This window comes from Rhodococcus sp. IEGM 1351, from assembly GCF_030056875.1.
Lineage (GTDB): Bacteria > Actinomycetota > Actinomycetes > Mycobacteriales > Mycobacteriaceae > Rhodococcus_F > Rhodococcus_F opacus.
The window spans coordinates 39,963-55,635 of record NZ_JASHKU010000038.1 but is presented as its reverse complement, the minus strand read 5'-3'; the positions used below and the strand labels follow the sequence as shown (position 1 = coordinate 55,635).

The 15,673-nt window shown below is 63.4% G+C and carries 12 protein-coding genes and 1 pseudogene; 7 read left to right on the top strand and 6 right to left on the bottom strand.

The window, feature by feature from the left end:
• The first annotated feature begins 202 nt into the window (after positions 1 to 202).
• The 4 genes and pseudogenes from QM806_RS37535 (at position 203) to QM806_RS37520 (ending at position 3,550) form a co-directional block, all read left to right on the top strand.
• Positions 203 to 1,436 (top strand): annotated as a pseudogene (locus QM806_RS37535) (integrase catalytic domain-containing protein).
• 27 nt (positions 1,437 to 1,463) lie between these two features.
• Positions 1,464 to 1,808 (top strand): FAD-dependent monooxygenase, encoded by a 345-nt coding sequence (locus QM806_RS37530; protein WP_122975616.1) that lies wholly within the window; start codon positions 1,464 to 1,466, stop codon positions 1,806 to 1,808.
• Between the two features lie 332 nt (positions 1,809 to 2,140).
• The gene (locus QM806_RS37525) at positions 2,141 to 2,542 is read left to right on the top strand and encodes an amidohydrolase family protein (protein ID WP_054247771.1); all 402 of its coding nucleotides are present in this window, start codon (positions 2,141 to 2,143) and stop codon (positions 2,540 to 2,542) included.
• 42 nt (positions 2,543 to 2,584) lie between these two features.
• Positions 2,585 to 3,550, top strand: a complete 966-nt coding sequence (locus QM806_RS37520; protein WP_283294744.1) for a LysR family transcriptional regulator — start codon at positions 2,585 to 2,587, stop codon at positions 3,548 to 3,550.
• Positions 3,551 to 3,969: 419 nt separating this feature from the next.
• On the opposite strand, the gene QM806_RS37515 is transcribed toward QM806_RS37520, so the two are convergent.
• From QM806_RS37515 to QM806_RS37505, 3 genes are all read right to left on the bottom strand, one after another.
• Positions 3,970 to 4,404, bottom strand: coding sequence for a MaoC/PaaZ C-terminal domain-containing protein (locus QM806_RS37515; RefSeq protein ID WP_005260624.1), 435 nt, complete (start codon positions 4,402 to 4,404; stop codon positions 3,970 to 3,972).
• On the bottom strand, positions 4,401 to 4,850 hold the full coding sequence (locus QM806_RS37510) for an FAS1-like dehydratase domain-containing protein (RefSeq protein ID WP_005260625.1): 450 nt from the start codon (positions 4,848 to 4,850) through the stop codon (positions 4,401 to 4,403). Before QM806_RS37510 ends, QM806_RS37515 begins: the two co-directional genes overlap by 4 nt.
• A gap of 129 nt (positions 4,851 to 4,979) precedes the next feature.
• Complete coding sequence (locus QM806_RS37505) at positions 4,980 to 5,234, bottom strand: DUF3263 domain-containing protein (RefSeq protein ID WP_304708816.1); 255 nt, start codon at positions 5,232 to 5,234, stop codon at positions 4,980 to 4,982.
• A 377-nt stretch (positions 5,235 to 5,611) separates the two neighbouring features.
• Here QM806_RS37505 and QM806_RS37500 point away from each other — a divergent pair, with 377 nt between their 5' ends.
• The 3 genes from QM806_RS37500 to QM806_RS37490 all read left to right on the top strand — a co-directional run bounded on the left by QM806_RS37500 (position 5,612) and on the right by QM806_RS37490 (position 10,096).
• On the top strand, positions 5,612 to 6,253 hold the full coding sequence (locus tag QM806_RS37500) for a TetR/AcrR family transcriptional regulator (RefSeq protein ID WP_162276224.1): 642 nt from the start codon (positions 5,612 to 5,614) through the stop codon (positions 6,251 to 6,253).
• A 1,177-nt stretch (positions 6,254 to 7,430) separates the two neighbouring features.
• Positions 7,431 to 8,912 (top strand): MFS transporter, encoded by a 1,482-nt coding sequence (locus tag QM806_RS37495; protein ID WP_283294739.1) that lies wholly within the window; start codon positions 7,431 to 7,433, stop codon positions 8,910 to 8,912.
• Between the two features lie 281 nt (positions 8,913 to 9,193).
• Positions 9,194 to 10,096 (top strand): hypothetical protein, encoded by a 903-nt coding sequence (locus tag QM806_RS37490; protein WP_283294737.1) that lies wholly within the window; start codon positions 9,194 to 9,196, stop codon positions 10,094 to 10,096.
• A gap of 187 nt (positions 10,097 to 10,283) precedes the next feature.
• On the opposite strand, the gene QM806_RS37485 is transcribed toward QM806_RS37490, so the two are convergent.
• Genes QM806_RS37485 through QM806_RS37475 form a run of 3 tightly spaced genes read right to left on the bottom strand, consistent with a single transcriptional unit; the run spans position 10,284 to position 15,600 of the window.
• Complete coding sequence (locus QM806_RS37485; protein WP_005566773.1) at positions 10,284 to 11,015, bottom strand: SDR family NAD(P)-dependent oxidoreductase; 732 nt, start codon at positions 11,013 to 11,015, stop codon at positions 10,284 to 10,286.
• Positions 11,012 to 12,043 carry an isocitrate/isopropylmalate dehydrogenase family protein gene (locus tag QM806_RS37480; RefSeq protein ID WP_005260631.1) on the bottom strand — a complete coding sequence of 344 codons (1,032 nt, stop codon included), beginning with the start codon at positions 12,041 to 12,043 and terminating at the stop codon, positions 11,012 to 11,014. Before QM806_RS37480 ends, QM806_RS37485 begins: the two co-directional genes overlap by 4 nt.
• On the bottom strand, positions 12,043 to 15,600 hold the full coding sequence (locus QM806_RS37475; protein ID WP_283294735.1) for an indolepyruvate ferredoxin oxidoreductase family protein: 3,558 nt from the start codon (positions 15,598 to 15,600) through the stop codon (positions 12,043 to 12,045). Before QM806_RS37475 ends, QM806_RS37480 begins: the two co-directional genes overlap by 1 nt.
• Between the last annotated feature and the right edge of the window lie 73 nt (positions 15,601 to 15,673).

Sequence of the window (15,673 nt, the reverse complement as noted above, 5' to 3'; positions counted from 1 at the left end):
TCGAGAAGGCCACGAAAACTCGAGCCGACACGCCGAGCTAACAAAGTACTACTAGAGCCTGACACGAGGACGCGGCGAGCGCAAGGCCCCGCGTTGACTCATCCAAAATGCCCGCGTAAGCCCCTTCGTTGCCTCACGTGAGAACGCCCGCGTAGCGGCGTGTCGATCACGTCGGTGTGGTGGTCGAGGGTAGGGCCGGAGGATGGGACTGACCATGGCTGAACGCAGAGCCGTCACCACGGCGATCGCGACCCGCTACAAGCGCGCCGACAAGCCGGGCAAAGCGAAGATCCTCGACGAACCGTGCGCCACGACCGGCTGGCATCGCGACCACGCCCGCAAGGCATTGCGGGCAGCGTTGATTCCGAAGGTGGTCCGTCCCCGAACCGGGCGCCCACCGATGTACGGGCCGAACGTTGTTGCAGCGTTGATCTTCTGCTGGGCGGTGCTGGGGATGCCTGCCGGGAAGCGGCTTGCGCCGGCACTGCCCGACCTCGTGCCCATTCTGCGTGCGTTCGGTGAACTCGACATCGACGACGCTACCGCACTGTTGCTGGTCGGCATGTCTGCAGCCACCATCGACCGACGGCTGGCGCCCGAACGCAAGAACCATGAACTCAAGGGCCGATCACATACCAAGCCCGGTTCCCTGCTCGAGTCCCAGATCCACAATCCGCACCTGGGCGCAGTGGGATGATGCGGCGCCGGGGAACGCCCGAGATCGACCTGGTCGGCCACGAGGGCGGCAACGCCGTCGGTGAGCACGCTTACACGCTGACGGTCACCGACATCGCCACCGGTTGGACCGAGAACCGCAGTGTGCGCAACAAGGCCCGCAAATGGGTTCATCGCCGCCACTCGACGAGATCGCTGCCATCATGCCGTTCCCACTCCTCGGCGTCGACTCCGACAACGGCAGCGAGTTCATCAACCACCACCTGCTCGACTGGTGCAACAGACAGCAGATCACCTTCACCCGCTCGCATCCCGGAAACTCCAACGACGGGGCACACGTCGAGCAGAAGAACTGGGCCGTAGTACGCACCATCGTCGGCTATCTCCGCTATGATACCTCTGCAGAGTTGTTGCTGCTCAATCAGATCTGGGTTCTGCAGTCGCAGCTAACGAACTACTTCTACCCACAGCAGAAATTGGTGTCGAAAGAACGTGACGGCGCGAAGGTGACCAAGAAGTACGACATCGCCACCACTCCGCATCGGCGTGCAGACCAGCACGAGGCCGTCACCGGAGAGGACAAAGCCATCCTCGCCGACACGTACTCCACCATCAACCCCGCCGCCGTCCTGCGTCAGATCCAGGCATTGACCACCGAGCTCATCGCCCTCGCCACCGCCAAGAACACACCCACGAGGAGAGCCCCTCTCACGCGGGCACTTCTCGATGAGTCAACGAATCAGACTTCGCGGGCATCTTGACATGAGGCAACAGGGACGGACGGGCCCCTGATCTTCAAGAAACTCGCGGCCGGCTACGGCGGGCCATGGGAACAGATCGCCGACTCGGTCGACAAGAACACCCCCACCAACTACACCTGGTTCACCACCCATCTCGTCGAGGGACCCTGGCATCGCGACCAGGTAGTACTGATTGGCGACGCAATCCACAACTGCCCACCGACGATCGCCCAAGGAGCGGCCATGGCACTCGAGGACGCCGCGGTCCTCGTAGAGGAACTCCTCGCAGACGACCACACACCGCTCGACCAGTGTTCACCCGCTTCCGCCACCGCCGATTCGACCGAGCGAAGACAGTGGTCGACTCCTCCACCCAATTGGTGCAATGGATGATCGACGGCCACCGCGGCGATGTCGCCGAAGTCATCCAACGCGTCGCCCACATGGTGAAGGTTCCGGCATGAACGGCCCGGTCGTCGACGTCCACGCCCACGTTTTGCTGCCCGGCATCGAGGCATACGTGGCCGAGATCGACCCCGACGGGCTCGCGGCAGCGAAAGACCTCGATGCCCGGCGAAACGGTCGCGAGTCCTCCATCGAATCGGGCCGCATGATCCAGGATCGCTGGTCGCTGCTGACCGACCTGCCTACCCGTTTGGCCGTGATGGACGCCACCCAGGTACACGGTCTCCCAACCCGCCGAGAACGCGGTCGCACTGTCCCACTTGATCTTCAGCGGGGTCCTCGATCGCTACCCCGACCTCGTCGTCGTCGCCGCACACGGCGGCGGCTACCTCCCCACGACGATCGGGCGGTCCGACCACGCCTGGCGAGTGCGTCCCGAGGCTCGCGGATGCACGCATCCACCGTCGACCTACCTTCGGCGGTTGTGGTTCGACTCCCTCACCCATGACAGTGCCCAGCTCGCTGAGCTGGTCCGGGTAGCCGGGACTGAGCGGGTGCTGCTCGGTTCGGACTACCCATTCGACATGGGTACTGATGATCCAGTCGCGGCGGTCCGCATGGCGGGCCTACCGGATGACGTCGTCCAGGCCATACTCGTCGACAACGCCGCCACTATGCTCCCCTCACTGTCGATAGGGTTCACGAAGAAACTGTTCACGTAGGGTTCGGGCAACGGGGCGGCACGTGATGTTGAGGATGGAGGAGTGTCGGTGAAGGAAGTCGACATGAACCTGCTTCCGAATCTGCACGCGCTACTCGAACTGCGGAATGTGTCCCGGGCCGCCGAACGGGCACATCTGGGCCAGTCGGCGATGAGCGCCGCGTTGGCACGACTCCGCCGTCATTTCGACGACGAATTATTGGTGCGCGCCGGCAGGGAATACACCTTGACCGCGTTCGCGCAGAATCTCGCCCCGGCGGTAGAGGAAGCGATGGCGAAAGTGCACGACGCCATGCAGATGCGATCGGAACTCGATCCCACGGACACCGACCGCACCTTCGTCCTCGCCGCATCCGACTACGCAACCACCGTCGTGGTCCGACCGCTGCGTGCCCTGATCACGCGGCAGGCGCCCCAGGTCTCGGTCGAGATCATGCCGATCGTCGGACTCGACGCCGGGTTGGAAGCATTCGGCCACGTGGACGTGATCATCGGGCCGATGGGCTACGACTTCGGCGGCAGCAACCGCCAACTGTTCCGGGACGAATTCGTCGCCGTCATGGACAGCGCGAATCCACTGCTCGACCGAGATCAGCTGACCCTCAAGGACATCGCGTCCGCGCCGCACGCCGCCGGCGAGTTCGGCCCCGGCGTCACAACCCCACCGATGCAATTCCTGGCCGACGCCGGGGTCACGCCTGTCATCGCCGCCCGAGTATCCGGATGGCAAATACTGCCCTTCCTCGTCGAAGGCACCGACCTAGTCGCGTTGGTACCGCGCCTCCTCGCCGGGCGGCTGGCAACGGGACTCTCCGTCACCGTCGTCGAGTTCGTTCCAGAATTGGAAATGCCAGTAGTGGAGGCCATGTACTGGCATCCCCTGCAAACCACCGACCTCGCCAGCATCTGGCTACGCGAGTCCATCCAACAAGTCTGTCGCAAGATCCGTGCCGAAGACACAGTACCGACGCATCCGGTCCGGATTGGCCCGCCACGCAACACCAGGTGACCATCGAGGAGATGGCTCTGCTTCCGCCAACATCGACAGCAATGGGCCGGCCCCTTCGCTCCACACCCATTACAGGCACTTCAGCGTTCGGGCAGCGAACCTCCCGACCGGGCACCCGCCCCCACTGTCAACGTCAGCGTCGCCGTCATCGCCTGCACCCGAAACGGCCCGTTCTGCGACAGGGCGACCTCCCAGTAGGCGGCGACCTGCGCCTCCGTGTAGGCACAGACCTACTCCCGTTCATTACAACCTGCCGAACAGCCGGGCCACCGAGAGTCTCCACAGACCTCGAGGCACAACATCGATAGGCTCACTAATGCCGCTCTCCCGCGGCGAAGTGCGCCACGCCACGCAGACAACTATGAGCTCGCTCGCGGATCGAGTAGGCCACTGAGACGTGGGCTGTCAATGCCGCCAGCTCAGGCTGGGAAACGGACGTGCGCTTGTGACTTGCCGAGCACGTTCTGCGCCCCACATGAGACGGTGAGGTCAATGCGCGCGGTGCTTGTTCCCGGGTCGAGTCGAGCGACCTTCGCGGATATGGTGAGCGTCGCCCCCGTCGAGCCGTCGACGAGGACGGGTCGAGTGAACCGCGTCTCATAGGAGACGATCCAGGTGGGATCGCCGACCCAGTCGACAACAGGCTGCAGCGCCAATCCCGCGGTGAACATTCCGTGCGCGAGCACTCCGGGAAGCCCAGCGGCCTTCGCCGCGGCGTCATTGAAGTGGATCGGGTTCATGTCACCAGATGCACCGGCGTACCGGACCAGGTCACCTCGGGTGATCGCCAGGTCTGCCTTGGCGATGACCGCACCCAGTTCGAGCGAATCGAATGTCGGAGCCGGGATCGTCATGCGGCGCATCCTCGCACCAGCAGCGTCGACTTTACGGTAGCCACGAGTTCGTCCGAGCTGTCACGAATCTCGCAATGAGTCGCCAGGATGGCGTTGCCGCCCCGTTCAATGACGTCGGCGATGGTCAGGGTCGTCACCAGATCCACGCCGCCAACTATCGGACGCCTTTGTTCGATCTTCTCCGAGCCATGCACGACTCGAATCGGGTCGACTCCCGTGTCGGGCGTTTCGACCAACTGGGTCACCGCCGTTTGCTGCAACACAGTGGTAAACGTCGTGGGCGCCACAACATCGGCGTAACCCGCAGCCTGTGCGGCTGCGACGTCATGGTGAAGCGGATGCGTCGCGCGGATTCCCCGTGCGAATTCACGGATCTTCTCTCGACCGACGAGGTACGTGGTGGCCGGGAAGACCCGGCCGGACAAATTCGGATTCAGTGCTGACACCTGCCGAAGCCTACCGGGTGTGCCTTGCGCACACGACCAGCAAGTTGACGCAATCATAACTGCCACCGCTGATTTCGAGATCGTTGATTTCACGGAAGAGACATTCAGTCGACCGCTGTGCAGTCGGAATCATCGATTCAAAGTGCCACTGTCGACGTAGCGCGGCCCGCTATGTCGTCCAAGTCGAGCCAAGCAGATGGTTTTCAGATCCTGCGTCTCGGTCGGTGTCAGATATCGGGCAGCGATTGTGTCCAGGAGGCCATGAACTCGGCGGAAGTACTCCTGCGCCGAGAGCCCGAAAGTGACAAAAATGTCACCTTCAGGACCACCGCCCCAATGCTTCCACCGGCGGGCGAATTCAAGTAGTTCCATGTTGCGGTCCACCAACTATCCCTTCTCCGGGTTCCACGACGTCCGCCCACAGCGGTGGCGAAATCAGCGCCGGATTTGTGGTTCATGCTCTTGTTTCCCGATCGCACGGGTCGCAGACTCTGCCGACATCTCCTGCGTCGCGCCCAACGCAGCGGTACTAATCCGGCACCGCTGCAGGCTGCGCTCCAACCAAATCGACGTCAACCCGTCCTCATTTCGCCTCCTCAGCGTGCGCGACGCGCCCATCGCCGCGTGTTGTGACTACAACCACAATGCCACAGTCACTAGACTGCTGTCTAGTGAATAGACGCATGCTCGTCATGCGCTTCGTGCGAACAGGTACCGGGGAGGTCGCGGTTAGGGTAGCGAGATGCGTAGAGTGGTATGACATGTCAGCCACTACCCCGACCGGGAAGGATCCAGTGCGGTCCTCGTTGCGTGAGGTCCAGAAGGATCTCACTCGGGAGCGTCTGACCGAGGCGGCCCTGACCGCTTTCCGCGAGCAGGGTTACGACTTGGCGACGGCGGATTACATCGCGAAGTTGGCCGGAGCCAGCAGGGCGACCTTTTACCTGCATTTCAAGGGCAAGGCCGAGTTGGTTCTGGAGCTTCTTGACCGGCTCGAGCCGACGGTGGTTGCGGCCTACCGCGATCTAGATGAGTTGCGCCACGCTCCACGGTCGAAGATCCACAAGTGGGTCGTGCGGGAAACTGCGCGATGGGGAGCGGACAGTGGTCGTTTCGAAGCCCTCGATCGTGCTGCAGCTGTCGAGCGAAAGGTGCAGGAGCGGTGGTTTCTTTGCCTTGAACGTTCAGCCGATGCGATGACCGGCTATCTGTCGGAGTTCCCCTCCGGCACGTCACGCCGCCGCGCCCGGCAGAACGTCCTCATGCAAATGATCACCATGGAACGGGGAATGTTCCTATCCTCTGTCCGTGGCTTGCCACTCGATTCCAAACTGCTCCTCGAGTCGCTCACCGACCAATGGTCGTCGGTTCTCGGAAGCGCCGGCAATCCCAGCACTCGGTGAGGGCATAGTCGGTGTCGCCCTCGAAGGAGGGTCAGGCTGGTTGATCCTGACGCTCCGCTGATGGTGTGCGCTGCGGACCACAGGAGCGGCACGAGCAAACCGATCTGCTTCGCCCTCGCGAGTTACGACCAGCGAAATGGCGGCGGTTGCGGTGTTTGTGGGCTGGAAGATGTGCGCGGCGGACAACGTGTCCATAGTGACGTGGCGATCGCTGATAGCGACTTGTCTGCGCCAAATCTCGGCCAATTTTCTTCTCAAACCGCTGTCGGTTCTGACGGTTTCACGAAAGACCTGGCAAGAGCCGAATCTCTCGACTGGCGTGGCGTAGGCAAGCAGAGCCAACCCCGTAGCGCGGTCGCGGTGACGGGAAATCGCCCACCGGCGCGTCCGTGAACTGGGGTGCCGGCATTTGCGGCGGCCCGCTCCACGAAGACGACGTCTGCGTCTCCACAGACGCCGAGCTGGAAACCCTGCCGTGTTATGAGCGCCAGATCCCTGCATGACTCGCACTGCAACATAGCGCAGAATTCGTGCCGAGCGTTAGTCTGGGTGAGAAGCAGTGTCACGGCAGCCGCGCCCTGGGCGAGACATTCGGGCCTACTCTGACTGACCGAATATTGCTGCCGACACCCAACTTCTGATATTCGGAAGTCGTTGTCCGCGTTCAAGAAGCGCCGGGTGCGAGGGGCATCGCGACGTCGGCACACAAACGATGGGTCCGCGGCCTGCATCGGGTGTGGCCCCTCACCAGCCGGAAAGACCGCTTCGGGCGAGAACGCGACGTGTAGAACCTGCTCCGTGACGCGCACTGACCACAACTAGAAGTTCGCGCCCAGGTTCCAGAAGCCGGAAAAAGCGTTGACCGCTATTGTGTGGCGCACCGGCACCGGATACTGTTCGATCAGTTCGCGACCCGAACCACAGTCTGTCGTGGTGGTGAACGAGAATCTGGATGAAACCGAGCGGGCTTCAAGCCCGACGCAGCATTCCGACCGCCCATCGGATGCTCCCCGGAATCGATCCGACATCTCCGCGACGCTCACCTGAGAAGTCGACCGGGAGCCCTCCGCAGACGCGACCACGTGACTCGCGTCTGTATATCTTTCGTTCACCATTTGCGCACACGTGCTGTTCATCAACTCTGCTGTGCAGACCCAATTCCCTCAAGGATGCTGCAATGAACCCCTTGCCAGATTCAGCGCCTACCGCTGCACCTCCTACCGCGCTACCGCACACATTCATCGACTGGAAGCGTGCGGGTTTGTATATGGCCCTGACGTTCTCCACACTCCAGTTGCTCGGTGAAGTCGGCGCCATGATGGCTATTCCACTCTACGGACCGATGAGCGTCGACCTCAGTCTGACGCCAGCACAGGTGTCATGGGCACTTCTGGCAACCCTGCTGATGGGTGCCGTGTCGACTGCATTGCTCGCGAAGACCGGTGACCTCTTCGGGCACCGCCGCATCATCCTCGTCTGTACCGCCGTGATCGTGGCAGGCTATGCGGTGTCAGCGGTTGCGACTTCCTTTCCGGTTCTCTTGATTGGCCGGGCTCTGACTGGAGTCGTCGCGACACAAGCACTGTTCATCGCAATCATGAACGACCGGCTCTCACCATTTGACCGCAACCGCGCCGTCGGCATTATTGCCGGCGGACAGGCTGTCGGAATCACCATCGGATTCGGCCTGGGCGGTGCAATGATCGCCCTGGGCGCCTCATGGCGTACGACCTTCTGGCTCGGAGGCCTGCTGACCTTGGTCGGACTGGCAGCGATGTACCGCTGGGGGTCGGACTCAGACGCGGCGGTCCGCAATGTCGGGAAACCACGAAACCTCAACGCCGTCGGCCTGCTCATCATCGGCGCGTCGCTGACCAGCATCTGCGTAGGTATCAGCCAAAGCACAACCTGGGGTGTGTGGTCCTCCCCCACCCTCGCTTTCACGCTACTCGGAGTCGTTGGCCTGGCAGCCGGCCTGTTCTGGGAGTCACGCAGCACTCGTCCACTCGTCGACACCGCACTGATCTTCAGCTCCCGCGTTCTACCCGCGTATCTTGTCTTCATTGCCCTCGGCATCGTCGGAATCATGATCTTGAACTTCGTGATGGGGTGGGCCCAGACGCCATCGCAACTCGGCTACGGTTTCGGATTCACGCCTCTCTTGGCTGGGCTGCTGTTCGTGCCGATGACGGTGAGCGGCATCATCGCCGGCCGTTTCGTACCTCGGATTCTCGGACGAACCTCACCGAGGTCAGTACTTCTGATCGGCGGCCTGTCGTACAGCCTTTCCTGTGGTCTGCTGTACTTCTGGCACGGCTCTGTTGCGGGAACCCTGGTCGGAATCTTCCTGTACGGCATCGCCTTTTCCACATTGGTAACGGTGGCCGTTTCGGTCATCGCCGCCCAGGCCCCCTCAGAATCTGGGGCAGGGACCGCATCAATTTATGTCAGTGTCGCACTCGCATCGTCAGCCGTGGGAACCGCCGTCTATGCCGCCATCATCGGCCTGGGGACCACACCCGCCGCTCCTCTGCCGTCCGCGGAGAATTACGGTATCGGGTTCCTCGTTGCGGCCGCTGTCGCCCTGGTGGCGGTACTGGCAGGTCTGACCCTATCCACGAACGTCAGCTTGACAGGTTCGACTGTCCACGGCCATTGACCGTACGACGCGAGAGCAGCCCCCACTCTCTATACCCAGTTCCTCAGTGCCACAGAAAGAAAGGCCATCCACTCCTTATGCACAAACGATCCATCACGACCGCCTCAACCTGCGTGATGCTGCTCCTGGCGGGTTGCAGTTCGCAGTCGGACGCAGGCTCCAGCGAACCCGGACCGTCAGGCGGTGCATCGCAGACCGCGACGGCGGCATCGACACGGGAGAGCTATATTTCCGGTGCCGTACGGCCCGAGGATTTGGTGTCCGTGCCAGGTACGCCCTGGGTGCTCGTCAGCGGAATGGCATCAGCGAAGCTCGGCACGGCGGGACATCTGTACTCGGTGAACACTGACGTCGGTCTCCCCGCCGAGGTATGGCCGACCACAAATCAGCAGATCGAGTGGGATCCATCCACCTATCCCGGTTGCCCGGGTCCCCCGGATGCTACCGAGCCGCACGGGATCAACGTGCGAGCCGACGAAGGTCAACCCCCTGTCCTCTACGCCATCAATCACAAGCGTGAGTCGGTCGAAGTCTTCCGGATCGACGCCACGACAGACATTGTCGGACTAATCTGGACAGGCTGCATTCCGCTGCCCCACAACGTCTACGCGAACGGGATCGCCGCGTTGCCTGAGGACGGACTCGCGCTGACCAGCATGTATGACCCGACCGAACCGGGAAACCCGTTCGAGCGGATGTTCACCGGCAAAGACACCGGGCAGGTCCTGACCTGGCACCGTGACAGCGGATGGGCTCCGGTCCCCAATTCCGGTCTCGGCGGGGCCAACGGCATCGCCGTTACACCGGACGGTCGGTCAATCATCGCGGCAGCGTGGACACAAAAGAAGGTGGTCCGGCTACCCCTGGACGGCAGCGGTGAGCGCTCCGAGGCCACTGTGCCGTTCCTGCCCGACAACCTCCGTTGGACGACGAACGGTACTGTCCTGGTGACCGGGCAGGACATCTCAGCCGACGACATCATGACGTGCAACGGTGGTGAAGGGACCGACTGCCCCACCGGGTACACGGTCGTCGAAATCAATCCTGACACCATGGCGAGCACTGTGCTGCACGACGAACCTGACTCACCATTCAGTCTCGCGACAACCGCTCTACCCGTAGCTGACGAGATCTGGGTTGGATCGATCGCTGGCGACAAGATCGCCCGCGTAAGCGGAACCTAGCCCGGGCCAATACTGATGGTGCTCGACCTGCTCCGGCGCGGAACAGGTCGAGCACCGACAGATTAAATTCCGTTCGGAGTAGTAGTGGGAAGGGCCGGCGTCGGCTCGTGCCCGGCACGACGCTCGCCGACCCGCGGAAAGCGTCTGCGGGTTCGGCGAGCAGCGGCAGATGGCTCATGGAGACCGGTTACAACAGGTGAAGTCCACCATCGACAGCGATCGTCTCGCCAGTGACGTACGGGGCGTTCTGCAGTGCCACGACCGCATCGGCGATGTCGTCGGGCATACCTGCCCGACGCAGAGGCGCTCGCTCTTCCACCTCGTTCCGGGCAGCGGCCCACTCGGCGGTTCGCTCGGTGATGACGAGCCCCGGTGCGACCGCGTTCGCCCGCACCTGGGGGCCGAGTGCCTTCGCGACGAGTGCGGTCATGTGACCGAGCGCTGCTTTGCTGACCGCATAGGGTATCGACGCACCCATGGGACGCAGCGCGGCAATGGAAGTGATGTTGACGATGTGTCCGTTCGCCGCTGCCAACGCCGGCTGCGCAGCCTGGATCGCGCACCAGGCGCCGATGACATTGACGTCGAACAATCTGCGCCACATCTCCGGGGTGACAGCCTCGAGATCCTCGTGAGGTATCTGAGCGAATGCTGCCGCATTGTTGACGAGCAGGTCCAGTTGCCCGAAGTGCTTGATCGTCTCGTCGACCAAGTGGCGTGCCTGCACCGGGTCGGTCAGGTCGGCGCGAATGTATGCGGCAGGAACGAGTTCGTCGGCCAGCCGCTGGCCCTGGGTGACCGAGCTGCTCGAACTGACCACGACACGCATTCCCTCGCGGTGCAGCCGGCGAGCCACCGCCGAGCCGATCCCCCCGGTCGCACCGGTGATCAGTGCGACCGGGGCTGCAGCGGAACTCACAACGCCGCCACGACCGCGTCCGTGAAGTCCGTGGTGCTTGCGTGGCCACCGACATCCACGGTCAGGCATGATCCCTCGGCGTACACCGAATGGACGGCCGAACGGACACGACGGGCGGGATCGTCTTGCCCGAGGTAGTCGAGCATCATTGCCGCGGCGAGTATCTGGGCGGTGGGGTTGATGATGTTCTTACCAGCGATGTCCGGCGCAGTGCCGTGGGATGCTTCGAAGTAAGCGTAATCCGTTCCGTAACAACCACTCGGTGCCACACCCAGTCCCCCGACCAACGCTGCTGCCTCGTCGGACAGGATGTCCCCGTAGAGGTTCGGTAGCAGCACCACGTCGAGTTCTCGTGGCGAAATGATCAACCGGCGAGCGAGGTCGTCGGCGAGGTAGCTGACGACCTCGACGTCCGGGTACTCGGTTGCGACATCGAGTGCGACCTCCCTGAAGTGGCCATCGGTGACCGGCAGCACGTTGTGCTTGGTTCCGATCGTGACGCGTCCGGTCCGGCTGCGCTGGTGGGCACGGGTCCGGGCCAGTTCGAAGGCGCTGCGTGCAACTTGCTCGATGCCCGAGGTGGTGACGAGTTTGACGGCGAAGGTGCCGGCACCGTGGTCGCCGATCGGCCGGCCGATTCGATCGGTCAGGCCGGCACCGGACAGATCGGCGAGGCTTCCCTCGATTCCGACGTAGAGGTCTTCGAGGTTCTCACGGACGATCGCGAAGTCGATGCCGCTCGAGTCCGCCAATGGTGTTGCCGCATTGGGCATCGTAGTGATCGGTCGGACGTTGGCGTACGTCTTCTTACCCCACCGCAGGTATTCGATCGCCGGGACCGATCGTGCGCTAGCCGAGCCGAACAGGGTTGCGTCTGAATTGTCGATGGCATCGCGCATCAGGGCCGGGTCGTCGGCGGTGGCGTGGATCCATTCGATGTCGGCTCCTGCCTTGTCGACGATCTGCACCGCCGACCGGACGACCTCAGGGGATGCGTCGTCTCCCTCGAATACTGCGATCCTGCTCATCAGTGTCCTCCGTCTTCCTCGCGTGCCGCGGTGAGCAGCAGCGACTCCACGTCCTCGTTGTTATTGCTGCGGGCGCTCCTCAGCGCGGCGAGTTCGCGGTCCAGTTCGGCGTGATAGCGCTCGACGTTGGCCAGTTTGACGTCGTCGTATCCACGCACCATGTCCGGTAGCGAGGCCACCCGAATGCAGGTGTCCAATGTGTTCTCGTCGAGGACGTCCACGAGTTCGGTGACGATCGCGCGGTACTCGTCGATCAGGGAGCGTTCGGTCTTTCGGACCCTGTCGCGGCCGAATGGGTCGAGCGCGGTGCCTCGAAGCCGGCGCAACGCATACAGGGTGCGGAATCCCGGTGTGAACCACGCACCGAATTGGATCTTGTGGTCGACACCGACGCTCTTGAGGATCGGCGGATGCAGGTTCCATGCCACTCGTGCGGGAGTGCCGCCGGCGGTCTCGACGACAGCGGCAAGGCCGGTCAGGTGCAGGCGTGCGACCTCGTATTCGTCCTTGTACGCGGTGAGCTTGTGCAGGTAGCGGGCGACGGTGGTAGTGAAGGTCTGGTTGCCGGGCAAGCGGGCCGACTCGGCCTGCTGCACTCGTTCGAGGAAGCCGACGAAGGATGCGGCGACGCGGGCGCTGTGAAACTCGACGAGGTCGGTCGCGAGATCGGCGACGATCGGCGGTAGCTGTTCGCTCACGGTCACCTTCCGTCGGATCCTGTCGGCGCGCCGGTCGATGACCTGTTGTTCCTTGCGACGGTCCGCGACGGTCTCGGCGACCATCTGCGGGTGCTCGACGGTGGCACGACCCCACTCGAATGCGGTGAGGTTCGCGGCCACTGCGGAACCGTTGAGCTCGAAGGCATTTCTGATCGCCGCCGAGGAGATCGGAATCAACCCACGCTGGTAGGCGGCACCGAGCAGGACCACGTTGGTGAGTACATGATTGCGGAGGAGGTACTCGCTGATCTGCGAGGCGGCCACGTAATGGGCGCGCTCCGCCGGTAGGAGGCGCCGGACCTGTTGTTCGAAGTCCGCAATCCCGTCCAAGGCGGCGTGTGGCGACGACGCCATCTGCCCGGTGGGGGTGACGTCGGTGTTGATGACTGCCCGGGTGTGATTGGCATCGAGGGTGGCCAGTGTGGCGGGGGCGAGGGCGACTACGGCGTCGAATGCGAGCAGTGCGTCACACCGGCTGTGGGAGACCTTGTTGCCGTCGGGCACCTGGTGGCCGATGATCACGTCGGATATGACCGGGCCGCCTTTCTGTGCGGTCCCGGTCTGATCGAGGGCGGAGGTTTTGAGTCCGTCCAGGAGCGCGGCCGTAGCCAGCACCTGGTTGACCGTGACAACTCCCGTGCCGCCGATGCCGGTCATCCGGATGGCGTAGGTGTCCTTGGGTCCGATGCTCCGCCGCGACGGCTCGGTGGTCGGGGGCGGTGTCGACGCCCGGGTGGCCGCCGGGCGGGCAGGGTGCTGCTTGGGTGTGACGGTCACGAAGGACGGGCAGTTCCCGCGGATGCAGGAGAGGTCCTTGTTGCAGGACGATTGATGGATCTGAGTCTTCTGCCCGAAGGGTGTATCGACCGGGCGCAGGGAGAGGCAGTTGGATTGGACGCTGCAGTCGCCACAGCCCTCGCAGACCCGCTCGTTGATCACGATCACCGGTTCGGGTTTGGCGGAGCGGGTGCGGCGGAGCCGGCGCCGCTTTTGGGCGGTGCACTCTTGGTCGTGGATCAGGACCGTGACACCGGCGATCTCGCCCAGTTCTTGTTGTGCCCGTTCGAGTTTGTCGCGGTGCCACACCGAAGCATTCTTGGCCAGCTTGACGCGTTTGTAGCGGCTGAGGTCTTCGGTGGTGACGATCGTGCGCTTGACCCCTTCGAGTTCGAGGAGCCGGGTGAGTTCGGGAACGGCCATGGTCCCTGCTGGCGCACCGCCGCCGGTCATGGCGATGGCGTCGTTGAAGAGCAGTTTGTACGTCACGGTGGCGCCGGAGGCGACCGCTTGCCGCAGGGCCAGTTGCCCGGAGTGGAAGAAGGTTCCGTCACCGACGTTCTGGGTGAAAGGCACCGGACGCAGGAACGGTGACATACCTACCCACTGGGCACCTTCGCCGCCCATCACGGTGTTGCCGGTGATTTCGCCGAATCGTTCGTCCATTCCGGCGACCATGAGATGGCATCCGATGCCGGCTCCGACCAGTTGCCCTTCGGGGACCTGCGTGGATCGGTTGTGGGGGCATCCGGAGCAGAAGTACGGCGTGCGGCTCGGCACCACGGCGAGGTTGAGGTTTTTGCCGAGCAGTCCCGGGCGGTGCGCCTGAACGCGCGCAAGGACGCCGCGTTCGTGGGCTTGGTCGAGTACGTAACGCGCCAGTTGAGCGGCGTCGAGCACTCCGTACTCCGGGACCAGCGGGAGACCGTCGAGATCGTTCTTGCCGAGCAACTGGGGCCGGTTCGCCATGGGGTACAGCGCGCGGCTGATCTCGGGTTCGACGAACGCTCTCTTTTCCTCGACGACGAGGACGCGGTCCAGGCCGTCGGCGAACTCGCGGATCTGCTCCGGGTGGAGCGGCCACGGCGCGCGGAGCTCGAGGAGACGGATTCCGGCTTCACGCAGTTCGTCTTCGTGTAGGCCCGAGTCACGGAGTCCCTGAAGGAGATTGTGATAGGTCTTTCCCGCGGCGACCACGCCGAGCCAGTCGTTGTCGCCGCGGACGGTGACGCGGTTGATGCCGTTGACACGGAGATAGGCGCGGACCGCGGCGAGCCGTGTGGTGTGGAGGGTCTTCTCCGCATCGATGGTGTAGGGCGGCAGCAGGTGTCCGTCCGCGCGCGGGGTGTAGGTGATCGTCTCCGAGCCGGTCGGGGCGGTGGGGGGACCGAACTTCGGCACGAACACCGTCTCCGAACCGTCCGCGACATCGGTGACGATCTTCAAGGCCACCCACACACCGGTCATTCGGGACAGCTCGACAGCGTGGTGGGCCAGTTCGAGCACATCGGCCACCGAACCGGGAAAAAGCACCGGGAGAGCGAGATCCTGAAGGGTGTGTTCGGACGCACACGGCAGAGTCGAGGACTTCGAGGACGGGTCGTCGCCGACGAGGACGACTGCGCCGCTGTGTGCACCGGTTCCCGCGTAGTTGGCGTGCCGCAGGGCGTCCGCTGCCCGGTCGAGACCGGGAGCCTTGCCGTACCACCAACCCGTGACGCCGTCGACTTCAGCTTCGGGGCGACCCTCGACGAGTTGAGAACCGAAGACCGCGGTGGCGGCGAGCTCTTCGTTGACACCGTGCTGGTGCACAACAGCCAACGGCTCGAGGAGTTCGTGCTGACGGTCGATTTCGACATCGAGCCCGCCGAGGGGGCTTCCCGGGTATCCGGAGATGAAGCCGGCCGTGTGGAGGCCTGCACGAATATCGGTACGCCGACGCTCGGCGATAGCGCGCACGATCGCCTGGATTCCGGTCAGATGTACGCCCTCGTCGTATCCGTTGTATCGGAGTTCGATAGGTGAGAGTTGGCGGGTCTGCAACTCGGTGTCGGTGGTCATCGGTTTCGGTCGCCCCTGATTCGTTTCTGACGAGAATGGGTTTCGGTGCCGGAATACTCCGGCACGGCCGGGA